General features: G+C 70.5%; 21 protein-coding genes. 10 read left to right on the top strand and 11 right to left on the bottom strand.

Annotated elements, in window-relative coordinates:
- Nucleotides 1–549: 549 nt before the first annotated feature.
- Nucleotides 550–1,407: a putative RNA methyltransferase gene (locus AMA02S_RS38825; RefSeq protein WP_245668031.1), complete on the bottom strand. Its 858-nt coding sequence runs from the start codon at nucleotides 1,405–1,407 to the stop codon at nucleotides 550–552.
- A 154-nt stretch (nucleotides 1,408–1,561) separates the two neighbouring features.
- Nucleotides 1,562–1,915 (bottom strand): thioredoxin, encoded by a 354-nt coding sequence (trxA, locus tag AMA02S_RS38820; protein WP_067469821.1) that lies wholly within the window; start codon nucleotides 1,913–1,915, stop codon nucleotides 1,562–1,564.
- Between the two features lie 131 nt (nucleotides 1,916–2,046).
- On the opposite strand from trxA, the gene AMA02S_RS38815 reads away from it, so the two are divergent.
- Both AMA02S_RS38815 and AMA02S_RS38810 read left to right on the top strand, forming a co-directional pair.
- Nucleotides 2,047–3,054 carry a sigma-70 family RNA polymerase sigma factor gene (locus tag AMA02S_RS38815; protein WP_067469818.1) on the top strand — a complete coding sequence of 336 codons (1,008 nt, stop codon included), beginning with the start codon at nucleotides 2,047–2,049 and terminating at the stop codon, nucleotides 3,052–3,054.
- Nucleotides 3,055–3,169: 115 nt separating this feature from the next.
- A complete protein-coding gene (locus tag AMA02S_RS38810; protein WP_439951628.1) occupies nucleotides 3,170–4,513 on the top strand; it encodes a class II 3-deoxy-7-phosphoheptulonate synthase in 1,344 nt (447 codons plus the stop codon).
- A 120-nt stretch (nucleotides 4,514–4,633) separates the two neighbouring features.
- Here the strand turns inward: AMA02S_RS38810 and AMA02S_RS38805 are convergent, their stop codons facing one another.
- The 3 genes from AMA02S_RS38805 to AMA02S_RS38795 form a co-directional block, all read right to left on the bottom strand.
- Nucleotides 4,634–5,002 carry an ATP-binding protein gene (locus tag AMA02S_RS38805; RefSeq protein WP_067469847.1) on the bottom strand — a complete coding sequence of 123 codons (369 nt, stop codon included), beginning with the start codon at nucleotides 5,000–5,002 and terminating at the stop codon, nucleotides 4,634–4,636.
- A gap of 96 nt (nucleotides 5,003–5,098) precedes the next feature.
- A complete protein-coding gene (locus AMA02S_RS38800) occupies nucleotides 5,099–5,437 on the bottom strand; it encodes an STAS domain-containing protein (protein ID WP_067469812.1) in 339 nt (112 codons plus the stop codon).
- A gap of 31 nt (nucleotides 5,438–5,468) precedes the next feature.
- Nucleotides 5,469–7,688, bottom strand: coding sequence for a SpoIIE family protein phosphatase (locus tag AMA02S_RS38795; protein ID WP_067469810.1), 2,220 nt, complete (start codon nucleotides 7,686–7,688; stop codon nucleotides 5,469–5,471).
- A gap of 336 nt (nucleotides 7,689–8,024) precedes the next feature.
- Here AMA02S_RS38795 and AMA02S_RS38790 point away from each other — a divergent pair, with 336 nt between their 5' ends.
- The 3 genes from AMA02S_RS38790 (at nucleotide 8,025) to AMA02S_RS38780 (ending at nucleotide 14,263) form a co-directional block, all read left to right on the top strand.
- A complete protein-coding gene (locus tag AMA02S_RS38790; RefSeq protein WP_067469808.1) occupies nucleotides 8,025–12,269 on the top strand; it encodes a hybrid sensor histidine kinase/response regulator in 4,245 nt (1,414 codons plus the stop codon).
- Nucleotides 12,270–12,352: 83 nt separating this feature from the next.
- Complete coding sequence (locus AMA02S_RS38785; RefSeq protein WP_067469806.1) at nucleotides 12,353–13,009, top strand: response regulator; 657 nt, start codon at nucleotides 12,353–12,355, stop codon at nucleotides 13,007–13,009.
- A gap of 78 nt (nucleotides 13,010–13,087) precedes the next feature.
- Complete coding sequence (locus AMA02S_RS38780) at nucleotides 13,088–14,263, top strand: sulfite exporter TauE/SafE family protein (RefSeq protein WP_067469801.1); 1,176 nt, start codon at nucleotides 13,088–13,090, stop codon at nucleotides 14,261–14,263.
- A gap of 142 nt (nucleotides 14,264–14,405) precedes the next feature.
- Here AMA02S_RS38780 and gltX read toward each other — a convergent pair whose 3' ends face one another.
- Together gltX and AMA02S_RS38770 are read right to left on the bottom strand one after the other, a co-directional pair.
- The gene (gene gltX, locus AMA02S_RS38775; RefSeq protein ID WP_084266049.1) at nucleotides 14,406–15,827 is read right to left on the bottom strand and encodes a glutamate--tRNA ligase; all 1,422 of its coding nucleotides are present in this window, start codon (nucleotides 15,825–15,827) and stop codon (nucleotides 14,406–14,408) included.
- A 67-nt stretch (nucleotides 15,828–15,894) separates the two neighbouring features.
- Complete coding sequence (locus AMA02S_RS38770; protein ID WP_245668030.1) at nucleotides 15,895–16,503, bottom strand: TIGR03086 family metal-binding protein; 609 nt, start codon at nucleotides 16,501–16,503, stop codon at nucleotides 15,895–15,897.
- A gap of 73 nt (nucleotides 16,504–16,576) precedes the next feature.
- Here AMA02S_RS38770 and AMA02S_RS38765 point away from each other — a divergent pair, with 73 nt between their 5' ends.
- Together AMA02S_RS38765 and AMA02S_RS38760 are read left to right on the top strand one after the other, a co-directional pair.
- A complete protein-coding gene (locus AMA02S_RS38765) occupies nucleotides 16,577–17,416 on the top strand; it encodes a helix-turn-helix domain-containing protein (protein WP_067469794.1) in 840 nt (279 codons plus the stop codon).
- Nucleotides 17,413–18,060, top strand: a complete 648-nt coding sequence (locus AMA02S_RS38760) for an NUDIX hydrolase (RefSeq protein ID WP_067469790.1) — start codon at nucleotides 17,413–17,415, stop codon at nucleotides 18,058–18,060. Before AMA02S_RS38765 ends, AMA02S_RS38760 begins: the two co-directional genes overlap by 4 nt.
- A gap of 42 nt (nucleotides 18,061–18,102) precedes the next feature.
- On the opposite strand, the gene AMA02S_RS38755 is transcribed toward AMA02S_RS38760, so the two are convergent.
- The gene (locus AMA02S_RS38755; RefSeq protein ID WP_067469789.1) at nucleotides 18,103–19,110 is read right to left on the bottom strand and encodes a methyltransferase; all 1,008 of its coding nucleotides are present in this window, start codon (nucleotides 19,108–19,110) and stop codon (nucleotides 18,103–18,105) included.
- Between the two features lie 186 nt (nucleotides 19,111–19,296).
- Here AMA02S_RS38755 and AMA02S_RS38750 point away from each other — a divergent pair, with 186 nt between their 5' ends.
- The gene (locus tag AMA02S_RS38750; protein ID WP_084266048.1) at nucleotides 19,297–19,932 is read left to right on the top strand and encodes a GmrSD restriction endonuclease domain-containing protein; all 636 of its coding nucleotides are present in this window, start codon (nucleotides 19,297–19,299) and stop codon (nucleotides 19,930–19,932) included.
- Between the two features lie 23 nt (nucleotides 19,933–19,955).
- Here the strand turns inward: AMA02S_RS38750 and AMA02S_RS38745 are convergent, their stop codons facing one another.
- Nucleotides 19,956–20,456, bottom strand: a complete 501-nt coding sequence (locus AMA02S_RS38745; RefSeq protein WP_067469786.1) for an HAD domain-containing protein — start codon at nucleotides 20,454–20,456, stop codon at nucleotides 19,956–19,958.
- Nucleotides 20,457–20,545: 89 nt separating this feature from the next.
- Between AMA02S_RS38745 and AMA02S_RS38740 the strand changes: the two genes are divergently transcribed.
- Both AMA02S_RS38740 and AMA02S_RS38735 read left to right on the top strand, forming a co-directional pair.
- Complete coding sequence (locus tag AMA02S_RS38740) at nucleotides 20,546–21,412, top strand: class II glutamine amidotransferase (RefSeq protein ID WP_067469783.1); 867 nt, start codon at nucleotides 20,546–20,548, stop codon at nucleotides 21,410–21,412.
- Between the two features lie 101 nt (nucleotides 21,413–21,513).
- On the top strand, nucleotides 21,514–22,326 hold the full coding sequence (locus AMA02S_RS38735) for a PIG-L family deacetylase (protein ID WP_067469780.1): 813 nt from the start codon (nucleotides 21,514–21,516) through the stop codon (nucleotides 22,324–22,326).
- Here the strand turns inward: AMA02S_RS38735 and AMA02S_RS38730 are convergent.
- Together AMA02S_RS38730 and AMA02S_RS38725 are read right to left on the bottom strand one after the other, a co-directional pair.
- Nucleotides 22,319–23,470 carry an ARPP-2 domain-containing protein gene (locus tag AMA02S_RS38730; protein ID WP_067469841.1) on the bottom strand — a complete coding sequence of 384 codons (1,152 nt, stop codon included), beginning with the start codon at nucleotides 23,468–23,470 and terminating at the stop codon, nucleotides 22,319–22,321. The genes AMA02S_RS38735 and AMA02S_RS38730 overlap by 8 nt on opposite strands.
- Nucleotides 23,470–24,894, bottom strand: coding sequence for a hypothetical protein (locus tag AMA02S_RS38725; protein ID WP_067469778.1), 1,425 nt, complete (start codon nucleotides 24,892–24,894; stop codon nucleotides 23,470–23,472). Before AMA02S_RS38725 ends, AMA02S_RS38730 begins: the two co-directional genes overlap by 1 nt.
- Between the last annotated feature and the right edge of the window lie 103 nt (nucleotides 24,895–24,997).

The following is a 24,997-nucleotide window of genomic DNA, read 5'->3' as shown; positions in this document are numbered from 1 at the left end:
GCGCCGAACCCGCTTCCGCGAGCCCCGCTCCGGGGCAACCCTACTAACTTACCAGGTTCGCCGCCCGTGTCAAGTAGATCCAGGAAGATCGTTTTCGACGTTCGGAGACGTTCCCAGTCCCACGCGCCCAGAACCCACAGACTCTGAGATCTGTCGTGTTTGCATCGCGTGAGAGTGCCCACCGGGCCGGCCACCTTGCGGCGTCCTGCATCCCGTTCCGGGCTAGCCAGACCATGATACATCAGCCCGAGCGAGGCTCGAACAGTTTTCTCTGGGCCGGCTCCCACTGGGGCCGACCGCCTTCCGGCGTTCTGCATCCCCTGGGGGTGAGGAGAACATTAGGGTCGTCCGCCTGGACCGTCAAACCAGCAGTGGCTCTCATCCGGGCCCGCGATGTCCTGCGACCAAGCTCCGACAAGCTGACCTGGAGGTTCAGGCAGTACACGCGAATTGCACGTCGTCGGTGCGCCTGGAGTCAGCTACGGGAGGCAGCCGAGTGAAGGGCCGCAGATGTGTTCCAGCTGGCTCCGCGCACGCGCCCGGTCGGCGTCACTCCAGTCGCCGATAGAGCGACAGGACGAAGGACAACGGCACGGATAGCGGGTCCGGGAGCCGTTCCAGTCTCGGCCAGAGGTGTTCGGCCGGCACGTGGTGCGCGCTGGGTCCCATGGCCACGAGGGTGGCGACCTCTCCGTGGTTCAGGACGACCTCGGTCTCGATGTTCTGGCGCGAGTCCAGCTTGAAATATCCGGCAAGCGCGGCGTCGGTACGTTCGGTCTTGCGCTCGTCCACCGAGATCAGCCCGAGCGAATCCACCAGGGGGCCGAGGTGACGGGGGGAAGGTGTGACCGTGAACAGGAGCCCTTCGTCGTGAAGGACGCGGTGGAACTCGGCGGCGTTGCGCGGCGCGAAGACGTTCAGGACGGTGCCGGCCGCACCATCGCGCACCGGGAGCGGGCGCCAAAGGTCGGCGACCACGGCTCCGGCACGTGGGTGTGCGCGGGCGGCCCGGCGGGCGGCGTGCTTGGAGATGTCGAGGGCGAGCCCGACCGTGCTGGGTGACGTGTCCAGGACGCGGCTCAGGTAGTGCCCGGTTCCGGCACCGGCGTCCAGAACGAGGGAGGCGCCGTCCAGGGTGCGAGCGACATCCTTGGCCATGCGTTCGGCGGGGGCGTTGAAGTGGCCGGCGCTGAGGAACGCGTCGCGGGCGCGGACCATCTCCGGTGTATCGGCCGTTCCGGGGCGTGCGTTGCCCGGTAGGAGGTTCGCATACCCTTGCCGCGCGATGTCGAAGGTGTGCCCGCCCGGACAGAGCAGTCCGCGGTCCGCCATTGCGAGGTCCGCTCCGCACACGGGGCACACCAGGTATTCGACGACATCGGCGAGCATCCGTCCATCATCGTCCATCGACCCCGCGGAGCGGGCGCCGTGGGCCGCATCTTTGCCATCGTGCCGCTCAGGAGTCGGCTGGACGTCCCGCGCCCGCAACCCACTACACGGAGCGATAGTGTGCGTACGAAGTGAATCGGCGACACGTGAATCGGCCGGAACCGGCCAGGTTTCAGGACTCCGCTCGGCGGCGGACGTCCTCCATGTCGAGTCCGCGGACCTGCTCGATCACGTTCTCCAGGACCGGCTCGGGCAGCGCGCCCGGCTCGGCGAAGACGATCACGCCGTCGCGGATGGCCATGAGCGTCGGGATCGAGCGGATGCCGAACCGCTCTGACAGGGCCGGTTCCGCCTCGGTGTCGACCTTGCCGAAGACGATGTCCTCGTGTTTGCCCGCCGACTTCTCGAACACGGGCGCGAAGCGCTTGCAGGGCCCGCACCAGTCCGCCCAGAAGTCGACCAGCACGATCCCGTCGCCCTGCGCCACCTCATCGAAGTTCTCCGCGGTGAGTGTGACGGTCGCCATGTCGGTTTCTCCTCTGTCGGGGTATCAGGACGGTAGAGCGGCTAACAGCCTCGCAGTATTCCCCACCCGGGAATCACAGAGCGGTAATTAGCGTTGTCCCTCTAGGGAGATCGCACCGGAGAAGGGTCAGGATGGCTGCAACCCGTACCAAGGGCGACAGGGTCGACGTTCCCGACAAGGACCTTGTCGGAGCGTACCTCGACCGGATCGGCCGTACGCCCCTGCTCGACGCGCAGGAGGAGGTCGATCTGGCCAAGGCGATCGAAGGGGGCCTGTACGCCGAACAGCTGCTCGAGGAAGGGACCGTGCCCGGGGGCGCGACCCGCGAGGAGCTGGAGGCGTTGACCTCGGCGGGGCTGCGCGCCAAGCAGCGTTTCGTCGAGGCCAATCTGCGCCTCGTGGTCTCGATCGCCCGCAAGTACCCGACCGACTCGTTGCCCCTCATCGACCTCATACAGGAGGGGAACCTGGGGCTGATGCGCGCGGTGGAGAAGTTCGACTACCGCCGTGGCTTCAAGTTCTCCACGTACGCGACTTGGTGGATCAGGCAGGCGATCGGCCGCGGGCTGAGCCACACCGCCCGGACGATCCGGCTGCCCGTCCACGTCGAGGAGGAGCTTTCCCGGCTGCGCCGCGCGGAGCGGCAGCTGAGCCGGGAACTGGGCCGTGAACCGACCCGCGAGGAGCTCGCGGGCTCGCTGGGCTCCGATGCCGAGCATGTGGACGAACTGCTGCGCTGGCGCCGTGATCCGGCGAGCCTGGACGCGACCGTCGACGACGCCGGCGAGACGCCCATGGGCGATCTGCTGGAGGATCCCGATGCCGTGACACCGGAGGCGGAGATCCTCGCGCTGGACGACATCGAGGGCCTCGGGCGGCTGCTGGAGCGGCTACCGGAGCGCGAGTCGGCGATCTTGCGCGCCCGGTTCGGGATGGACAGCGGGCAGCCGCTGTCCTACGCGCAGATCGGGGCCCGGTACGGCCTGAGCCACAACCGCGTCCGGCAGATCACCGACCGTTCGCTGCGGCGCCTCCGGCAGCTGGCGAATGAGACCGATCTGAGCGGGCGCCGGGCGCTGGCGGGCGCGCCGGCCGAGGGCGAGCCCGTCCGGGCCGGTGCCGGGAGCCGCGCCGCCTGACGGACGAAGTGTGAGACTCCCCGATACCGGGCGGCCCGATACGGGCCGCCCGGTCGCGTCTCAACCGCCGCCGGGTGCTGGCGCCCGCGCGGTGTCATAGCCTTTTCGTGTGAGTATTTCCAGCGTCTCCGGGGACCTCGACGCCTGGCGCGGCCTCCCCGCACTTCAGCAGCCCGAGTGGGACGACCCGGACGAGGTCCGGGCGGTCGCCGCCGAACTGGCCAAGCAGCCGCCACTCGTCTTCGCCGGCGAGTGCGACCAGCTCAAGTCCCAGCTCGCGGACGTCGCGCGCGGTGAGGCATTCGTCCTGCAGGGCGGCGACTGCGCCGAGACGTTCGACGGGTCGAACGCCGACGCGGTGAAGAACAAGCTCAAGACCCTGCTCCAGATGGCGGTCGTGCTCACCTACGCGGCCAGCGTGCCGGTGGTGAAGATCGGCCGGATGGCGGGGCAGTTCGCCAAGCCGCGCTCCAAGCCCGTCGAGGTGCGCGGCGGCGTGGAGTTGCCCGCCTACCGGGGCGACGCGGTGAACGGCTTCGAGTTCGACGCCGAGTCCCGCCGCAACGACCCTCACCGGTTGCTGAAGGCTTATCACTGTTCGGCTGTGACGCTGAACCTGTGCCGGGCGTTCACCAAGGGCGGTTATGCCGACCTGCGCCAGGTCCATGCCTGGAACCAGGACTTCGTGGCGCAGAGCCCTGCGGGCCGTCGCTACGAGCGGGTCGCGGGTGAGATCGACCGGGCGCTGACGTTCATGAAGGCGTGCGGGGTGAACCCGGACGAGTTCCACCAGGTGGAGTTCTATTCCAGTCACGAGGCGTTGCTGCTGGAGTACGAGCGGGCCCTGACCCGTATCGACCACCTCAGCGGCCTGCCCTACGACGTTTCGGCGCATTTCCTGTGGATCGGCGAGCGCACCCGGCAGTTGGACGGGGCGCACGTGGAGTTCCTGCGGCGCATCCGTAACCCGATCGGGGTGAAGCTGGGGCCGGGGACGTCCGCGGACGACGCGCTGGCACTGATCGACAGGCTCAACCCGGAGGGCGAGCCGGGGCGGTTGACGTTCATCACGCGCATGGGCGCGGGCAAGGTGCGGGACGTCCTGCCCGCGCTGGTCGAGAAGGTGCACCGCAGCGGCGCGCCGGTGGCGTGGATCTGTGATCCGATGCACGGCAACACCTTCGAGGCGCCGAGCGGGCACAAGACCCGGCGGCTGGACGACGTCCTGGACGAGCTGGCCGGATTCTTCGAGGTGCACCGGGCCCTCGGGACGCATCCGGGGGGTATCCACATCGAGTTCACCGGCGACGACGTCACCGAGTGCGTGGGCGGAGGGCACGGCCTGGTCGAGGACGATCTCCACCAGCGCTACGAGACGGCCTGCGACCCCCGGCTCAACCGCGGCCAGTCGCTGGACCTGGCGTTCATGGTGGCGGAGCTGTATCGCAAGTCGTCCTGACCGCCTCTGGGGGCTCACTGCCCCGCCGAGCGTTGGGCGTTCGCGTGTCGCGGGTCCCGCACACCGGCCGGTGTGCGGGACCCGTTTCGTTCAAGGCCCGCCGATTGCGGAGCGTGGTGGTCAGATGCTGACTTCGGCCCAGACGACCTTGCCGCCCGTCACCGGATCGGCTCCCCAGGAGGTCGCGAAGCGGTCGACGATGAACAGGCCGCGGTGCGACTCGTCCAGGGGGCCCGGAACGGTGAGCCGGGGCAGTTGTGCGGCGCGGTCGCGGACCTCGACACGGACTCGGCCGGTGCCGCGCAGCAGGCGCAGCTCCAGTGCCGTGCCCGCGTGCCGGACGGCGTTGGCGACCAGTTCGGCCACGATCGCGGTGACGAGCTCCTCGCGTTCCATCAGGGCCCAGGTGCGCATGGTGCGAGCGGCGAGGCGTCGGGCGTACTCGACCGCCTCCGTCTGGGGCGCCGCGCGCAGGGTGGTCTCGGTCATCGGGTCGGTCACTCCGCCCGCTCGCCGTTCTTCATCGTGTCCACCCCAATCCGGGCCATCCCAATCCGGGCGTCGCGGCTCCTGTCGTCCATCGGCTCACCGTCCATCGGCCGAGGCCCCTTCCGCAGTCCCTCCGATGAGGAAACGGTCAAGGCCCGTGGTCCGCAAAACGTTCTCCACCCGCCCGTAGGCGCCGGTGACGGTGAGCGTGGCGTTCTGCGCGCGCGCGTGCTTGTACGCGCGGACGAGGACGTTCAGACCCGAGGAGTCGCAGAAATCGACCGCCGTGAGGTCGACGACGACCTCCCGCTCCCCCGCGTCGACGAGTTCGGTCAACCGGGACCGCAGCTCGTCGGAGGAATGCAGGTCGATAGAGCCGCGCGCGGCGATCGTCGCGCGGCCGTCCTGTCGTGTCGTGTGCAAGGCAAGCCCCACGCCACCCCACCTTACCGATTGTTGGTCTCCATCATGACGCCCGCAGAACGATGAGGGCAACGTCGTCGTTCGAGGGCTCCGAACCGAAGTCGCGCACCGCTCGCTGGATGCGGGCGGCCACCGCCCCCGCGCTCAGTCCCGTGCAGCCGGCCAGAAGGCGTTCCAGGCCGTGGCCGTCGCCGAGCAGCCGGGCGCCGGAACGACGCTCGGTGACACCGTCGGTCACGCAGAGCAACACCTCTCCGCGCCGCAACTCGACTGTGTCGGTGTGGAAGTCCACGCCGTCGAACACCCCGAGCAACGGTTGGGGCGACGCCACCTCACGAACACCTCCCTCGGGGTCGAGCACGAGCGGGGGCGGGTGCCCCGCACTGGTCAGCCTGATCGTCACGCCGTCGCGACGGCGACGGTACGCGATCTCGCCGTGCAGCAGGGTCAGTAGCCGGCCGCGCTCGCCCTCGCCGAGGATCAGCCGGTTGAGGCGGGTGAGGACGGCGGGCACCGACAGGTCCTCGGCGGCGAGGATCCGCAGGGCGTGCCGGGCGAGGCCGGTGACGGCGGCGGCCTCGGGGCCGGTGCCGCACACGTCGCCGATGGCGAAGCGCCAGCGCGAGGCGGGCGCCGGGCTTCCGGGCCGCAGTCCGCTCTCGAAGACGTCGTAGAAGTCGCCGCCGACCTCGCTGCCCTCCCCCGCGGGCTCGTACACCACCGCGACCTCCAGGCCGGGGATGTCGGGGATGCCAGGTGGCAGAAGGCTGCGCTGCAAGGCGCTGCTCATGGCGGTCTGGGCGGAGAACAGGCGCGCGTTGTCGACGGCGAGGGCCGCGCGACAGCTGAGCTCCTCGGCCAGCTCGATCGCGCTGCGGGGGAAGCGGTCCCCGGACGGCCGGCCGATGACGATCGTGCCGATACGGCGACCGCGGGCGATCAGGGGGAAGGCGTAGACCTGGTCGGCGGCGGTGTCGCCGGCGGCGGCGCGGACGTCGTCGGGCGCGGTGGCGAGGCCGTTCCACGGGGCGGAGACGTCCATCGGCGGGGCGGCGCCGGCGTGGTCGAGCAGGTCGCGGAGACCGTCGGCGCGGGTCTCGTCGGCGTGCCACACGTACGCCAGCTTGGCGGGCTCGGCGTCGGCTGCGGTGTAGACGGCGCACCAGGTCGCCAGGCGGGGGACGACCAGCTGGGCGACGAGCGCCATCGTCCGCTCCTGGTCGAGGGTTCCGGCGAGCAGGTCGCTGGCCTCGGCGACGAAGCTGAGCCAGCCGCGCCAGGACCGTTCCAGCTCGCCCACTCTGGCCTTCTCCAGGGAGAGCGACATCTCGTCGGCGAGCCGTCCGAGCCGGACGCCGTCGGCCTCCTCGAACCGGCCGGAGATCGACGAGACGGCCACGACCAGCCCGGTGAGGCGGCCCTGTGACTCCAGTGGCGCGGCGGCCAGGGACCGGGCCCGCAGGGCGGCGGCGGTGGGGTCGGAGGCGTCGGCCGCCACCCAGGGTGAGCCGGCGCGGGCGTCCGGGCCGAGTGCCGGCACCGACAGCTCACCGAGCGGCATCTCGGCGGCGGTGCCGGCGGAGGCGCCCATGATGAGCCGTCCGTCACGCTCGGTCAGCAGGATGGCCGCGCCCTCGGCGCCGAGGACCTCGCGGACGGTGGCGACACCGTCCTCCATGGCCTCGACGGCGGCGGGGGAACGCAGCAGCCGGTCGCCCGCGGCGGGCACCTCGCCGACCCCGTCGCCGCTCAGCCGGGCCTCGCGCTCGTCGTTCGGCCCGGCGACCAGGCCCCCGCTCTCACGGCCGGGGCTCCCCTCGCGGGCGGACGCGGCGTCGGCCGCGGCTTCACCCGCGAGTGCGCGGGAGGGGCCGGAGCCGTTGCTCGCGCCGGGCCGGGGAAGGGTGAACCACACGCCCTTGGTGCGGCGGTCGTAGGAGACGCCCCAGGACGAGGCGAGGCGGGCGATCGACGGCAGCCCGCGTCCGCTGGAGGCGGTGACGCCCGGCATCTCGATGCCGCGGGTAGGGTGCCGGTCGCGGACCTCGACCTTGATCTCCCCATCCTCCAGCCGGCAGGACACCTCGAAGGACGTGCCGGCGTAGGCGATGGCGTTGGTCGCGAGTTCGCTGGTGGCCAGCACCGCGTCGTCCGCGGCCTCCTCCAGGCCCCAGTCGGCGAGCACCTTCCGGACGAACCGGCGCGCGTCCGCCACCGCCGCGGCGGCGGACGGGAAGGTGGCCGACGCCGTCTGCCGATCCAATGTCGTCCCTCGTTCGAAGCGTCTCTACCCGAGCCTGGCTATCGTGACAGACTGGTCGACCGCCCGGCCAGGAGAGCCGTGATCCGGGCTGCGCCACGCGCGTGACCTCGTAGAGGCGCCCTCCGTCACGACACGACAGACCGTAACACGAAGACTACGAGCACGAACGGCCGGGCGTTGCCGCGCCTTTACCCGGCCACAGCCGGCACGGGCTCCACGCTGCACAGGGACGTAGAGTACAGATGCGGCCCGTCGAAGGCCCACAGGTCGTAGGCCCAGAGAAGGAGTCCGTGGTATCCGGGTACCCAATGATCGCGGGCCAGGAGGATGAAGAGCATGCCGCGTACCGCGTCACGTGCCCGCCCCGGCGGGTCTCGCGACACCACGCCGCGTTACAGCGACGCCGACCTCGAACCGCTGCTCAGGGCGCTCGCCGCCGTGCGCGATGGGAAGGCCGGCCAGGGTCTGGACGTATCGGGCGAGGGTGCCGTGGCAGAGGCCGCGGCGATCGTCGAGGAGATCCGGCAGAACGGCCATGAGCTGACCTCGGGGCTGAGCCGCGTCCGGCGGGAGATCGGCCGGGAGGGTCAGCTGCAGGGACGGCTGGCGACCGGGACGCTGAAGGGTTCGTGGGCGCTGGCCGTCGAGGACACCAACGCGATCATCGGCAAGCTGACCGACCTGGCGACCGGGATGTACCAGGTGGTGGAGGCCGTCGCCAAGGGCGACCTGAGCCAGCGGGTCGAGCTGCGCGTCCGCGGTAGGCCGATGCGCGGGGAACTGCTGCGCATGGCCCGGTCGGTGAACGGGATGGTGGAGCTCCTCGACCAGTTCACCTGGGAGGTCACCCAGTTCGCCCGTGAGGTCGGCACCGAAGGGCGGCTCGGCGGTCAGGCCCCGGCGCGCGGGATGACGGGCCGCTGGCGGGACGTGACGGCGTCGGTGAACGTGATGGCGAACCGGCTGACCGCCCAGGTCCGCGACATCGCCGAGGTCACCACGGCGGTGGCGAAGGGCGACCTGACCCGCAAGGTCACGGTGGAGGCGACCGGCGAGCTGCAAGAGCTGAAGCTCACCGTGAACACCATGGTCGACCAGCTGTCGGCGTTCGCCGACGAGGTCACCCGCGTCGCCCGGGAGGTCGGCACCGAGGGCCAGCTGGGCGGCCAGGCCAACGTGCGGGGCGTCAGCGGCGTGTGGAAGAACCTCACCGACAACGTCAACGCGATGGCCAACAACCTGACCTACCAGGTCCGCAACATCGCCCAGGTCACCACGGCCGTCGCCGAGGGCGACCTGGGCAAGAAGATCACGGTGGACGCGCAGGGCGAGATCCTGCAGCTGAAGCTGACCGTGAACCAGATGGTCGACACGCTCTCCGCGTTCGCCGACGAGGTCACCCGCGTCGCGCGCGAGGTCGGGACGGAGGGGCGCCTCGGCGGCCAGGCGCACGTCCCCGGCGTCAGCGGCGTGTGGCGGGACCTGACCAACAACGTCAACGGCATGGCGTCGAACCTGACCTACCAGGTTCGCAACATCGCCCAGGTCACCACGGCCGTGGCCGACGGCGACCTGGGCAAGAAGATCACGGTGGACGCGCAGGGCGAGATCCTGGAGCTCAAGGACACCGTGAACGCGATGGTGGACACGCTGTCGTCGTTCGCCTCGGAGGTCACCCGCGTCGCCCGGGAGGTCGGCACCGAGGGACGGCTCGGCGGGCAGGCCCGCATGCCGCGGGTGAGCGGGGTCTGGAAGGACCTCACCGACAACGTCAACTCGATGGCCAACAACCTGACCATGCAGGTCCGCGGCATCGCCACGGTGACGACGGCGGTGGCGCAGGGCGACCTGACCCGCAAGATCGAGGTCGACGCGCAGGGCGAGATCCTGCAGCTCAAGGACACCCTCAACACGATGGTCGACACGCTGTCGGCGTTCGCCGACGAGGTCAGCCGCGTCGCCCGGGAGGTCGGCACGGAGGGACGGCTCGGCGGGCAGGCGATCGTCCCCGGCGCGGGCGGTATGTGGAAGGACCTGACCGACAACGTCAACGGCATGGCGTCGAACCTGACCTACCAGGTCCGCAACATCGCCCAGGTCGCGACGGCGGTCGCGCACGGCGACCTGACCCGCCGCATCGACGTGGACGCGCAGGGCGAGATCCTGGAGCTGAAGACCACGCTGAACACGATGGTCGACACGCTGTCGTCGTTCGCCTCGGAGGTCACCCGCGTGGCCCGGGAGGTCGGCAGTGAGGGACGGCTCGGCGGGCAGGCCGAGGTCGAGGGCGTGTCGGGTACCTGGAAGCGGCTGACCGAGAGCGTCAACGAGCTGGCCGGGAATCTGACCACCCAGGTCCGGGCGATCGGCGAGGTGGCCAGCGCGGTCGCCACCGGCGACCTGACGCGGACGATCACCGTGGAGGCGCGCGGCGAGGTCGCGGAGCTGTCCGACAACGTCAACCTGATGGTCGCGACGCTGCGCGAGACGACCCGCGCCAACGAGGAGCAGGACTGGCTCAAGACGAACCTGGCGCGGATCGGCGGCCTGATGCAGGGGCACCGGGATTTGATGCAGGTCGCGGAGCTGATCATGCGGGAGCTGACGCCGACCGCGAGCGCCCAGTACGGCGCGTTCTACCTCGCCGAGAACAGCGGCGAGGAGACCGAACTGGTGCTGATCGCCGGGTACGGGACGCGGCGGAGCCGGTCGGGCGCCATCCGGTTCGCGCTCGGCGAGGGCCTGGTCGGGCAGGCGGCGCAGGAGCGCCGGACCCTGCTGATCGGCGACGCCCCCGCCGACTACGTCAAGATCGGCTCGGGGCTGGGCGAGGCGTCGCCGGTCAACATCATCGTGCTGCCGATCGTGTTCGAGGACGCGGTGCTCGGCGCGATCGAGCTGGCCTCGTTCGGCCGGTTCACCGACGTCCACCTGGCGTTCTTCAGCCAGCTGATCGAGACGATCGGGGTCACGCTCAACGCGATCAGCGCCAACACCCGTACGGAGGCGCTGCTCGGCGAGTCCCAGCGGCTCGCGCAGGAGCTGCAGGAGCGCTCGGACGAGTTGCAGCGCCAGCAGGGCGAGCTACGGCATTCCAACACCGAACTGGAGGAGAAGGCGGCGCTGCTGGCCCAGCAGAACCGCGCGATCGAGATCCAGAACTTCCAGATCGAGCAGGCCAGGCGGACCCTGGAGGAGCGCGCCGAGCAGCTGGCGATCTCCTCGCGGTACAAGTCGGAGTTCCTGGCGAACATGTCGCACGAGCTGCGCACGCCGCTGAACAGCCTGCTCGTCCTGGCCAAGCTGTTGTCGGAGAACCCGGGCGGGAACCTCACCGACAAGCAGGTCGAGTTCGCCCGGACGATCTACGACTCCGGCACCGACCTGCTGGAGCTGATCAACGACATCCTGGACCTGGCGAAGGTCGAGGCCGGGAAGATGGAGGTGCATCCGCAGCGGCTGTCGGTGTCGGCGCTCGTCGACTACGTGGAGGCCACGTTCCGGCCGCTGTCGGTGGACAAGGGCCTGCAGTTCGGGGTGGAAGTCGCGCCGGACGTCCCGCCGACGCTGCACACCGACGAGCAGCGGTTGCAGCAGGTGTTGCGCAACCTGTTGTCCAACGCGGTGAAGTTCACCGCCGAGGGCCAGGTCCGGCTGCTGGTCGAGCGGGCCGGGGACATCGACTTCACGCTGCCCGCCCTGTGGAACACCCCCGACGTGATCGCCTTCCGGGTGATCGACACCGGGATCGGCGTCAGCGCCGACAAACTGCAAGAGATCTTCGAGCCGTTCCAGCAGGGTGACGGGACCACAAGCCGCCGCTACGGCGGCACCGGCCTCGGACTGTCGATCAGCCGCAACATCGCGCGGCTGCTGGGCGGGGAGATCCACGCCGAAAGCGAACCGAACCGCGGGAGCGTGTTCACGCTGTACCTGCCCGCCCACTACAGCGAGCCGGACGAGCGGCGCCGTTCGTCGCTGCCGGACGAGGCGGGCGCCGCGTCGAACGTGGTGCCCGCGCTGGTCGCGGGGGCCGGGCCGGTCCGCGGGAACCGGACCGCCCGGGCCGCCGTGACCGGGCACGAGAACGGGCTGCCGGTGGAGCAGCAGCCGCCCGGCGACCGTCCCGGCGAGAGCGAGCCCGCGCTGAACGGCCTGATGGAGGGGCCGCCCGCCGACTTCCTCGACACGGTCCTGTCGGGCCGCAAGGTGCTGATCGTCGACGACGACGTCCGCAACGTGTTCGCGCTGACCAGCGTCCTGGAGGGGTACGGGATGGAGGTGCTGTACGCCGAGGACGGTCAGGCCGGTATCGAGGTGCTGCACCGCAACCCGGATGTGGCGATCGTGCTGATGGACGTGATGATGCCGGGACTGGACGGCTACGCCACCACGGCGGCGATCCGGGAGATGCCGCAGTTCGCCGAGCTGCCCATCATCGTGATCACCGCGAAGGTGATGAAGGGCGACCGGGAGAAGAGCCTCGACTCGGGCGCGTCGGACTACGTCCCCAAGCCCGTGGACGTCGACCATCTCCTCGACGTCATGCGGAATTGGCTGCAACCCTCCATCGTCCGCTGAGGCGCAGGCGCAGTAGGGTCACCGTGGGTGCTCGTCTGCCCGGACGGTGGCGGGCCTGACCGGAAAACGGAGAGAGACGACGCGTGGACGACAAGGCGAAGATCCTTCTCGTGGACGACCGCGAGGAGAACCTCATCGCGCTGGAGGCCATCCTCAGCTCCCTCGATCAGGATCTGGTCCGGGCCCGGTCGGGTGAGGACGCGCTCAAGGCGCTGCTCACCGACGAGTACGCCGTCATCCTGCTGGACGTCGTCATGCCGGGCATGGACGGGTTCGAGACGGCCCGCGACATCAAACGCCGCAAGAAGACCCGCGACCTGCCGATCATCTTCCTCACCGCGGTGAACAGCGACCCCGACTACGCGTTCCGCGGGTACGCCGCGGGAGCGGTCGACTTCATCTCCAAGCCGTTCGACCCGTGGGTGCTGCGCGCGAAAGTGTCGGTGTTCGTGGAGCTGCACAACAAGAACAAGCAGCTCCGGGACCAGACGACGCTGCTCCGCGAGCAGGCGGCGCTCCTGCGTGAACAGGCGGCGCTGCTTCACTCACGTCCGGCCGGGGAGCCGGGGACCGCCGGCACCGCGGGACGGGCGCTGGAACGTCTGACGGCCGTGGAGAAGCAGGCGCAGATCGTCGGCAAGCACGTGCCGCCCGCCCTGCGCGGCGAGTTCGACGAGCTGGACCGCCTCCTCGCCGAACTCCGCACATGTGTGCAGGAAGGCGAGGACACCTCCACCTGACGGATACCGGGGGCTGCCGGTCGGGCTACGCTTCGCGCCGGGCGGATACGGGGAGGTTCTCGCTGCGGGGGTGCAGTCATGGACATCACCGCGCTCTTCCTCACCGGTGCCGGGACGGGGTTTCTCGCCGGAGGGACGACCTGTGCCGCCGTTCAGCTCGGCCTGCTCACCGGCGCGGTGACCGGAGGCCGCGGGGACGGACGGCCGGACACCCGCGCCGACCTCCGCCCGGTCGCGACGTTCCTCGGGGCCAAGCTCGCCTCCCATGCGGCACTCGGAACCCTCCTCGGTCTGGCGGGCGGCGCCGTCCAGCCGGGCCCGCGGGCGCGAGGCGCCCTGTTGACGGTGACCGCCCTGACCCTCGCCCTATTCGCGCTCGACCTCCTGGGCTTCCCTCCTGCAAGCCGTCTTCTCAGGCGTGGCCGCCACGGGCACGATCCTTGCCACGCGACCCCTGTCCCTGATGCCCGCCCCAGCGATACCGCTGACGAGCGCCCCGAGCCGCGTGTGGTGGACGAGCTTGGTGGACGAGCCGTCAGGCGGACGACGGCCGTCTCAGGAGGCGCGGTGAATGTCATCCGCCAGGAGCGCACCGAAGATGCTCTTGGGCGGGATGGAAGTGGTGGCTCGGAGAGATGGTGGCAGCGGGCCGCTCTCCTGGGGGCGGCCACGATCCTTGTTCCGTGCGGGCTGACGCTGTCGGCTGAATTGCTGGCGGTGACGTCGCGGTCCGCACTCGGAGGCGCCGTGGTGATGAGCGGGTTCGTGCTGGGGACCGCGCCGCTGTTCGGGATCATCGGTGTCACGGTCGGCCGTTCGCTCGCGGCCTTGCGGGGCCGCATCACCGTCCTGTTGGCCGCGGGGCTGCTCGTGGCCGCGGGTTGGACACTGCTGTCGGGGCTGCGGCTGGGGGGCTGGCTGCCCGCCGGGGGCGATGAGACGGCTGCTGCCGCGGATTCGGCCCGCTTCGTCCGGACGGACGCGTCCGGCACCCAGATCGTGACCGTGTGGGCACTCGACCAGGGGTACCGTCCGGCGCTGGTCACCGCGCGAGCCGGCGTACCCACCGTGCTCGTCCTGAAGACGCAGGGCACGCGCGGGCATACGCGGGCCTTCACCATCCCCGCGCGCGATAAGGATGTGATCCTGCCCGTTGACGGCGAGACCCGGATCGACCTGGGCGTGCCCGAAAAGAGCCGGATGCGCTTCGTCTGCGCGTCCGGCCACTACCCCGGAGCGATCACATTCCGCTGAGAGGCGCCCAGAGGCCGACCCCGGACCAGCTCACTACGCTGACCTCAACGGTCATGCGAGCGCCCGACCCGACCGGTGGGGAGAACGCCGGCGGCGAGCCCACCGGGAAGATCGCGAAGCGACGACGCGTGCCCAAGCGCGGTCAGGAGGGCGAGCCCTCCTGGGCCTGGGTTGCGTTCACCACCGCGCGGGCGGCGGCGATGCGGGCGAGGGTCCGGTCGCGGCCGAGGATCTCAAGGGACTCGAACAGCGGCAGGCCCACGGTACGGCCGGTGACGGCGACGCGGACGGGTGCCTGCGTCTTGCCGAGCTTGAGGCCGTGGGCGGTACCGATCCGCTCCAGCCGGTTCTTGAGCTCCTCGGCGTTCCAGGGCGCGTCCCGGTAGGACTCCTCGGCCTCGGCGAGGATCTCGGCGGCGGGCCCCTTCATGGCCTTGTTCCACGACTGCTCATCGGACGGCGGCTCGTCCAGGAAGGCGAAGTCGATCATTTGCACGATCTCCGACAGCAGCGCCACCCGGGTCTGTGCCAGCGGCGCCAGCTCGGCGAACACCGCGACGTCCACGTCGAAGGGGGCCTGCTGGAGGAACGGCAGGCACTCGGCGACGAACTTCTCGGCGGGCAGCGCACGGATGTACTCGCCGTTGATCGCGCGGAGCTTCTTGACGTCGAAGAAGGCGGGCGAGGTGTTGACGTCCTCGATCCGGAACTCGTTGACCATGACGTCCCACGGGACGATCTCGCGGTCGCCGGACGGCGCCCAGCCGAGCAGCATGAGGTAGTTGCGCATGGCCTCGGCGAGGTAGCCCTCGGCGCGGTAGTCCTCCAGGGCGACCTTGTCACGACGCTTGGACAGCTTCTGGCGCTTCTCGTTCACGATGACCGGAACGTGCGCCCACACCGGCGGCTCGCCGCCGAGCGCCTCCCACAGCAGCTGCTGCTTGGGCGCGTTGGACAGGTGCTCCTCGCCGCGCACGACGTGGGTGATGCCTTGGCTCATATCGTCGACGGCGTTGGCCAGCAGGAACGTCACCGAGCCATCGGCTCGGGCGACGACGAAGTCCTCCAGGACGCTGTTGTCGAAGACGGGCTTGCCGCGCAGCAGGTCTACGACGGTGGTCTGCCCCTCGTCGGGCGTGCGGAAGCGAAGGGCGCGCCCGGGGCCGGGGTCGAGTCCGCGGTCGCGGCAGAACCCGTCGTAGCCCTTGTGCTGGTCGCCGGTGCGGGCGGTCACGGCCTCGCGGCTGCAGTCGCAGTAGTAGGCGCGCCCCTGCTCTTTCAGCGTCTGGACGGCCGCGGCGTGCCGGTCGGCGTTGGCGGACTGGAAATAGGGGCCTTCGTACTGCTCGCCGTCCATGCCGAGCCAGGCCAGAGCGCGGATGATCCCCTCGGTCCACTCGGGGCTGTTGCGGCTGGCGTCGGTATCCTCGATCCGCAGCACGAGCGTCCCGCCCGACTGCGCGGCCATCACCCAGTTGAACAGCGCCGAGCGGGCGCCGCCGACATGGAACATGCCGGTCGGTGACGGGGCGAAACGTACGCGGATCGAAGAGGTCGAAGACATGTCCTCAAGGGTAGAGCGCCCTGGCACCGGCTCGCGCCCCCATTACGGCGCGTCGCAGCGAACGGGTCTACGGCGTCCAGTACGGGTCGCGGCCCGACAGTCCGAGGACGCGATCGAGTAGCGGCGCGTCCTGCGGGACGGGTACCTCGGCGCCAAAGGCCCCGTACTTGCGGCTCACCTCCGCCGTGGTGACGAGTTGCTCCCAGGCTGCCTGGACAACCTCCGGTGTGAAGCCGGGCTCGCGTCCGGTGGCGACGGCGAGGTCCCAGCCGTGGACGACGCATTCGCCGAAGACGATCCCGGCGATGAACTCAGCGGGCATCCCCGCCTTGTTGCCGGTGAGGCTGGTGCTGCCCTCCCAGGCCGCAGGGTCCGTCCACGCCCGGGCGGTCTCGCGCGCCTGCTCGGCGAACCGGTCGGCCCAATGCGCCTCGGCGGTGAAGTCGTGGTCTTCGCCGGGCCCTGTCGTGGGCAGCTTGCGCGCGGCCGTCCCGCCGCGGGCGTTCCAGAGGATCAGGTGGTTGACGACGTCTCGCACGTCCCAGTCTGGGCACGGGGTCGGATCGTCCAGCCGGGCCTCCGGGATCTCCTGGACGATCCGCACCGCGGCCTCCGCGGCGGGGAGCATCTGGCGCCGGATGTCCACGACCTGCACCTCGCTCATTCGTTCGATCATGATCTCCACGCTAGGAGGGCCGGCGGCGCACGGTCTTGAACAAACGCGACACTCCCCCCGTTAGCCTGGGGTTATGGGCCGATCCCTACCCGCGGGGACGCGGGGAATCCTGCGCCCGCGGACGGGACTGGAGCGTTTCCGGGTCGAGCGCACGGCGCCGCCCCCGGAACTGGCTCCCTTCGTCGAGTTCTTCTGGGTGCTGCACTGGGAGCTGCGCGGCCGTCCCCCGCACCGGCAGCGGGTCCTCACCCGGCCCACCGTCCATGTGACGTTCACGAGCTACCTGACCGAGGGCCGGACGCGAGGGCGGATCGCGGGCGTGGTTCGCGACGACTTCGTCGAGGAGATCGCGGACGAGGGCCGGGTGGTCGGTGTGGGATTCCGTCCCGGTGGGTTCCGGCCGTTCCTGAACGCACCGGTCTCCCAGATCACCGGCCGGTTCCTCGGTGTGGACGAGGTGTTCGGCGCGGCGGGGGGCGCCCTGGCCGGGAAGCTGTTCGCGACCTCCGACCCGGGGGAGGCGCTGGCGCTGCTGGAGGCGTTCATCATCGGGCTGGCCCCCGAGCCGGACCCGTCGGCCGCGCGGGCCGCCGAGGTCGTCGAGCGGATCGCGGCGTCGCCGGGCCTGGTCAGGGTGGACGATCTCGCCGCGGACGTGGGCCTGACCGCGCGGAGCCTGCAGCGGCTGTTCCACGAGTATGTGGGCGTCGGCCCCAAGTGGGTGATCCGCCGGTTCCGGCTGCTGGAGGCGGCCGAGCGGGCCGTCACCGGGGTGGGTCTCGACTGGTCCGCGCTGGCGGCCGAACTGGGATATGCCGACCAGGCCCACTTCACCCGCGAGTTCACCGCCGCGGTCGGCTCTTCCCCGGCACGGTACGCCCGCGAGGCCGGTCCTGGCAGTATCGACGCATGACGGACGTTCTGCGCGGCACCGGTCCCCTCGACAGCCTGGCGGCGTTCCGTGACGCCGCGACCGGGCGGCTCGCGGCGTTCGAGCATCTGACCGTCCCCGACGCGCGCGGGCTACGCCGCGCCGGTGTCGTCCTGTGCGCGGTCGAGCACGGCGGCGTCCCGTCGGTGATCCTCATCAGGCGCGCCTACCGGGGACGGAACGCAGGACAGTGGGGCCTGCCCGGCGGGCGCCTTGAGCCGGGCGAGGACCCGGAGGCTGCGGCGCTGCGGGAGCTGCGGGAGGAGATCGGGCTGGCCGCCGGGCCCGCCGACGTCCTCGGCAGGCTCGACGACTTTCCCGCCACGTCCGGCTTCGCCATCACGCCGATCGTGGTCGTGCTGGACGATCCCGGGATCCTTCTTCCGAGCCCGGACGAGGTCCACTCGATCCACCATGTGAGCCTGCGGACGCTCGCCGACGACGACACGCCGCGGTGGGTTCCGCAGGCCGCTGGCGGGAGTCTGCTCCAGATGCGGCTCGGGCCGGACTGGTCTGTGCACGCTCCCACCGGCGCGATGCTGTGGCAGTTCCGCGAGGTCGTCCTCCTCGGGCGACCGGACACCAGGGTCGCCGACTTCGTCCAGCCGGACTGGACCCGCCAGTAGAACCGGTACCCCTGGAACGTGCCTTTCGGTGCCCGGCAGAGACTAACCCGCCGGCGTCGCCTCGATGATGTGGTAGTTCGACGGCGGCACCGGGCCGGTGTCGGCGACCATCGTGAGGTCGGCCGTGGCGAGGAGGTCGCGGTACTCCCCCGCGGTCCGCTCGCGCCCGCCGGTCGCGACGAGCATGTTGAGGTCGTTCATCAGGACGCCCATGGTGTCCGGTCCCACCATCTCCGGGACGACCTGTTCCACCAGGAGCACCCGCGAGTCCGGACGCATCCCCGCGCGGACCGTCCGCAAGATCGCGGCGGCCTTCTCGTCGTCCCAGTCGTGGATCACGCTCTTGAGGACGTAGGCGTCGACGCCTTCCGGCACGGACTCGAAGAAGTCTCCCGTGACGACTTCGCAGCGTTCGGCGACGTCGGCCAGCGAGCCGGCGGCGGCCTCCAGCCCGGTGGGCAGGTCGTAGAGGATGCCGCGCAGCTTCGGGGCGGCCCGGAGGATCGCGGCGAGGAGCGTACCGTCGCCGCCGCCGAGGTCCGCCAACATCTCATAACGGGTGAAATCGTGTGCCTCGATCAGGACCGGCGCGACGGAGCGGGTGTGCTCGGCCATCGCCTCGTTGAACGTGACCGACAGTTCCTCGTTGTCGGCGAAGAACTCGAACGGCGTCTTCCCGGTCACCCGGCGCCAGGCGTACTCGCCGGTCCGGAGGGTCTCGGCCATGTCGCCCCACGTCCGCCAGACGTCCGGGCCGCAGAACAGCAGCACCAGCGAGCGGATCGAGTCCGGCGCGTCCGAGCACAGCCGTGACCCCTCGTCGGTCAGGGCGAACAGGTCCCGTTCTCGCTGCTCCACGACGCCCATGCACGTGAGCGCCCGCAGCAGGCGGTAGAGGGACGGCGCGTGGGCGCCGGTTTCCTTCGCCAGTTCCCCGCTCGTCCGCGGCTCGCCCGCGAGGGCGTCGGCGAGCCGCAGTTCGGCGGCCATATGCACCATCTGCGCCGGCATGTACCCGAAGGCCATGTCCATCAGCGGTGATCTCGCCATCGTCCGCTCCCTTCTCTCCCCGGCGACGCTAGGCGGCCGGTTCCCGGACGTCTTGGACGAATGACACCTCCCCCCGAGGAACGTCGTGACCTGATCGTGACCCTTGCTAACCAAATAGACATTTTCGGTTTATCCAACTATTCGAGACTTACGGCGGTTCATACTTCCTAGCGAGAAGGAGCTCCCGTGAAACGCACGGGGATCGCCGTCACCGCGTTCACCGCCGCCGCGGCCACCACGGTCGCGGCCCTGCTCGGCCCGGCCGCCACCGCCGCTCCGCCACCACCCCCCGGCGCGAGCGAGGCCGCACAGCACCTCGCCGCCCTGACCGTCGCGGCCGAGGGCTCGTCCACCGGCTACAGCCGCGACAAGTTCCCGCACTGGATCACCCAGTCCGGAACGTGCAACACCCGTGAAGTCGTCCTCAAGCGGGACGGCACCAACGTGCAGACGGACGCGGCCTGCGCCGCGGTCTCCGGGACGTGGCACAGCCCCTACGACGGCGCCACCTGGACGCAGGCGTCCGACATCGACATCGACCACATGGTCCCGCTCGCCGAGGCATGGCGCTCGGGCGCCTCGTCCTGGACGACCTCGCGCCGCCAGGCGTTCGCCAACGACCTGAGCAGTTCGCAACTGTGGGCGGTCACCGACAACGTCAACCAGGCCAAGGGCGACAAGGACCCGGCCGAGTGGACGCCACCGCTGTCCTCGTTCCGCTGCGTGTACGCACGGTCGTGGATCGACGTGAAGTACCGGTACGGCCTGACGGTCGACTCGGCGGAGAAGACGGCCCTGAACGGGCTGCTCGGCACCTGCTGATCTCCCGGTCCGGTGCGTGGCGGTCAGCGGGTTCGGGCGTTCAGCCAGCTCGCGGCGAGTTCGAGGTGACGGCCGGTGAGACCGATCAGCGGGTCGATCTTCACCAGCAGGTGGTCGGCCACCTCGGGCTCACCGGCGATGCAGTCGGTGGCGTCCGGCTCGTCCTCGAACCACACGAACGGGCGGCCCTCCGCCCAGGCCGCCACGTGCCGGGCCTTCCAGGAGCCGAGCGAGCGCCCCGCCTCGATGCCGGGAAACTGCGGAATCGGGACGAACGGCAGTTCCGGCAGGCCGATCCTCGGGGCGATCCACTCGTTGGCGTTGTGGCACCAGTAGCTCGCCCAGGCCAGTTCCGCACCGGTGGACTCGGCCAGTTCCAGCAGGGACGGCCCGTGCGCGGGGTCGAGCCACAGGTTGAACGTGATCCCGTTCGGCGAGCAACGGTGCCTGCGATACCCGCGATGAGGTCTTTCGAAGGGATTGAGAACCCCGTCCACGTCAAGGAGAACCAGCGGCGACCCCATATCCGGACCGTACGCCATCGGCGGGCCACCGTGGAAGACCAGGGCCGATCTCGGGGGGTGACCAGGCCACCAGGGGGCATCGTGCAGGTATGTGTCGACTCTTCGGGATGACCACCGGCGGCCCGCGCATGCACGCCACGTTCTGGCTGCTGGACGCCCCGGACAGCCTCCGCGACCAGAGCCGCCGGATGCCGGACGGCACGGGCCTCGGCTGGTTCTCGCTGGGCGAGGAGCCGGTCCGTGACCGTGCGCCCATCGCCGCGTTCCAGGACGCCGACTTCAACTCCGAGGCCCGGCACATCGCGTCGCACACGTTCGTCTCCCACGTCCGGTACGCCTCGACGGGCGCGCCCGACGTCCACAACTCCCACCCGTTCGTCATGGACGACCGGCTCTTCGCCCACAACGGCGTGGTACGGGGCCTGGACACACTCGGCTCGTGGCTCACCGACGTGGACCGCGCACCGGTCGAGGGGCAGACCGACTCCGAGCTCGTCTGCGCATATGTCACCGCGGAGATTAGCAGGCGGGGCGACACCACCGAGGGGCTCGTCTCGGCCGTCCGGCGCATCGCCGCCGAGCTGCCGCTGTTCGCCCTCAACGTCGTGCTGGCCGAGTCAGGAAGGCTGTGGGCGCTGCGCTATCCGGCGACCCACGAACTGTGGGCGCTCGCTTCCGAGCCGGCCCTCACCTTCTGCCGGCCGGACACCGACCGGCATCTGGCCTCTGGCCGTGAGCCCGGCCGGCTGAAGGTCAGGGCACACCGGGAGCCGACGCCCGCCTGCGTCGTGGCCAGCGAGCGCATGGACGACGATCCCGGGTGGCGGCTCCTCGCCCCGGGTGAGCTCCTGCTCGTGGACGGCCTGACCGCGACGTCGCTGTTCCCCTTCGACGAGCCGGCGCACCCGCTCACACCGGCGGACCTGTCGGCGACCGAGTCCTCGTCCCAGACCTGACCGGCTCTCCGGAACCGATCGGCATCTCCGACCTTGATCGGCTTCGGCCGCGAGCACGTAGAGTGGACGGCCGGACGAGCGCCCCGAGGAGTCCCGGAGCAATGGAGCACGAACTCACCCTGATGGCGGTCCACGCCCACCCCGACGACGAGGTTCTCGGCACGGGCGGGCTGCTCGCGCGCTGCGCCGCCGAGGGCGTCCGCACCGTCCTGGTGACCTGTACCAACGGTGAGCAGGGCGACGACGCCGGGGGCGTGAAGCCCGGAGAGCCCGGCCATGACGCGGCGGTGGTGGCGCGGCGGCGCATCGCCGAGTTGCACGAGTCGGCCGCCCACCTCGGCATCGACGTGGTGGAGCTGCTGGGCTACCAGGATTCCGGCATGGTCGGCTGGGACGCGAACGAGGCGCCGGAGGCGTTCGCGAACGTCCCGCTGGAGGAGTCCGCCGGGAAGCTGGCCGCGCTCATGGAGCGGTACCGGCCGCAGGTCGTCGTCACCTACGACGAAGACGGCGGCTATGGGCACCCTGACCACGTCCAGGCCCACCGCATCGCCGTGGCCGCCGCCGACAGTACCGACATTCCAGACAAGCTGTACTACACGGCAATGCCCCGCTCCGGCATCAAGCAGATGTCCGAGTACATCACCGAGGCCGGCATCGAGATCGACTTCGACCCGCCCGAGGACTTCGGCACCCCCGACGAGCTGATCACCAGCCGCGTGGACGTGTCCTCGTACGTCGAGGCCAAGGTGAAGGCCCTTCGGGCGCATGCGAGCCAGGGAGAGAACATTTTCCTGCTGCGACTTCCGGAGGAGGTCCAATTCATGGCTTTTTCTACCGAGTCGTTTGTCCGGCAGCGGACCCGTGTCGAGGTGCCCGCCAAGGAGGACGACCTCTTCTCCGGCCTCAGGTGACCCCTGCGCGCCGGGCCTGCGCCTGGTAGTGGTCCAGGACGTCCTGACGCAGCAGATAGGCGAATCCCGAGCGTTCGAGACGCAGCGCCAGGTTGCCCTCGCTGATGCCGAGGGACGCGGCCGCGTCCGCCAGCCGCCAGCCGTGCTGGGCGAGTTGCTTCAGCAGGTAGCCGCGCTTGACCTGGCCATCGGACAGCCGGAAGGTCTTCATGTAGGCGAGGCGGCCGGCCGGGTCGACGATGGCCTCGCCGATGTGGTTCTCCCGGCGCAGCCCGAACGACGGCAGGAAGCGTTCGAGCTCGAACCCGTTCAGGTATTGGACGACCTGGCGGGACCCGTCGGGATCGCGAAGTCCTCCGGCCATGAACTCGTCGTGGAAGTCGGCCCATTCGTCCCGAGCCCGTGCGGTGGCGGCGCGCAGGTCCGCGAGGGAACCGATCCCGGTACCGTCGATGCCCGCCGACACGTCGCCCGCGGGCACCCCCAGCGTCCCGTACATGTAGATCAGCTCTCCGAAGAGGTCCTCGACCAGGGTCGGGTGCAGCGTCCGGTAATCGTCCGGGTGCGGCGTCACGAACACGCTGGCCAGGGCGTCGGCGACATAGACCAGCACGCCGCACTGCCCGGGATGGATCTCGAAGATCCGCAGCGCGTCTTCCAGACCGCGCACCTCCAGACCGAGGTAGGTCTCCTCGCACCGCGGGGACAGGCCCTGTGCGACCGCCCGCCGCGACCACTCCTCCCAGGCGATCTCCGGGCCTCCGAAATGCAGCGCGAGATAGCCCTCCACCGCAAGGTGCAGCGGCAGGAAGCGGAGTCTGTCCCTGCCCGCCTTGCGCGCCATGCGCCGCGTCGTCCGGACGGCCATCCTCGGCGGCGCGGACCTGGTGTCCTTCTCCAGCAGGCGGGTCCCGTACGAGGCCGCCGGAAGCTCATCGGCGTCGCTCCACGTCGCGACGAAGGCGTGCGGCACATAGGCGGTGTAGACGGTGCCGTCCCCTACTTCGACCACGGAGATCGGCTGCTCGTAGAGCCTGCGGTGCAGCCGTAGGTCAGGGACGGGCTCGTCGCGCAGGAGCGGGACGAGGCGGATCGAGGCCCATACCTGCGAGGGCCCGGTCCTCAGCCCGTCGGGGCGGAACATCACGTCGTCACCTCCAGGAAGCGGGCCGTCCGGTCGTCCAGGTGAGCCCGCAGCGCCTCCAGCCCCAGCCGCCCCTCGGCGAACCGGGCCAGCTCGATCAGCGTGAAGAGGTCCTCGGCGTCGCGGATCCCGGCGGTCGGCACGGTCGGCGCCAGCCGCCGTACGTCGAAGTCGTCGGCGTCGTACACCGGGTTGAGGTGCGCGATCATCACCCGGTGCGCGGGGTCGAGCCGTGTCCGCCAGATCCGCAGGACGTCCGCCGCGAGGCCGGGCGGGGCGTTGTCCCAGCCGTCGGAGATGATGACCAGGCGCTCCGGTGCGGTGTCGAGCGCGTCCAGGATCCGCTCGCCGAGCGGCGTCGGGCCGTAGGGATAGAGCAGCAGCTCGTCGGTGCGCCCGGACGTCCACAGCGGCGTGTACGTGGCGGCGAGGGCCTCCAGCAGGTAGGACGAGGCGAGCGCGACCGCGAGGGGCCGGCGCCGCTTCTGCCCGGACCCGGTGGCGGAGTAGCTGTCGTCCAGGACGGCGGTGACCTTCCCCCACGAACCGCGGGCCGCGCCCGCCACTCGCCGCGCGGCGGCGCGCAGGGCGGCGGTCAGCTCGGCGCGGCGCGCGGCCCGGTCCTCCAGCGGTAGGGACAGCACGTACGAGGCGAGCCGCGTCAGGGGCATCGCACCCAGGTCCGTGGCGACGCCGTCCACGTTGGCCTTTCGGGCGCTCTCCTGGAGGCGCAGGCGCTCCAGGCGCGTCATCCGCGGCTCGATGCGCTCCAGGAAGACCTTCCGGGGGATCTCGTGCTTCGCCGCGAACCCCTCCGCGACCGTGTAGGGCAGTTCGTACAGGGCGGCCTGCTCGTAGTGCGCGCGGCGCCACTGCTCGAAGATCGGCGTCCGGAACGACTTCACGCCGCGCGGTGCGAACAGGAACGGGCCCAGCTCGCCGTCCAGCGGAAGGTGAGCGTGCCGCACCGCCGACTTGAGGGCGCTGCGGTACTTGACCGCGTCGAACGCCGGGTCACGGCGCCCGGCCAGCCAGTCGCGGAGGATGGCGCGGGTGCGCCGGTTGTTGACGCCGAGCCCGCGCAGATCGCGGAACAGCCGGTACACGCGCTGCTGCGGCAGCAGTTCGAGCCGCCGGGCGATCAGCCGCCCCTCGTGCCGGCGGCGCTCCACCCCGACGTCGCTCGCGTGCGCCAGCAGGTTCCGGACGATCAGCGCGGCGTTGTGGTCGTTGATCCGCAGCGCGAGCGACGCCGCGTACAGTTCCCGGTAGTTCGCCAGCATGTACCGGTGAAGGAAGTCGAGGGAGAGCCGCTGCTCGCCTTCGTCGTGCCGGAACTCCCGCTGCCCGGTGGAGGTGATCGCCGCGTTGACGAACATCAGCGCGTCCTCGCACGCGATCAGGTCGGCGAACGTCTCGCTCATGGGCTTCCCGTGGTCGGCCGGAAGGGGTCGGGGGGCCGGCCGGGGAATGAGGGCACGAGCGGCGAATCATCGCTGAAAAGGCGGGTTCCGGAAGTCGCACCGA

The organism is Actinomadura macra NBRC 14102 (genome assembly GCF_001552215.1).
Lineage (GTDB): Bacteria > Actinomycetota > Actinomycetes > Streptosporangiales > Streptosporangiaceae > Spirillospora > Spirillospora macra.
This window is presented reverse-complemented; position numbering and strand designations above follow the sequence as displayed.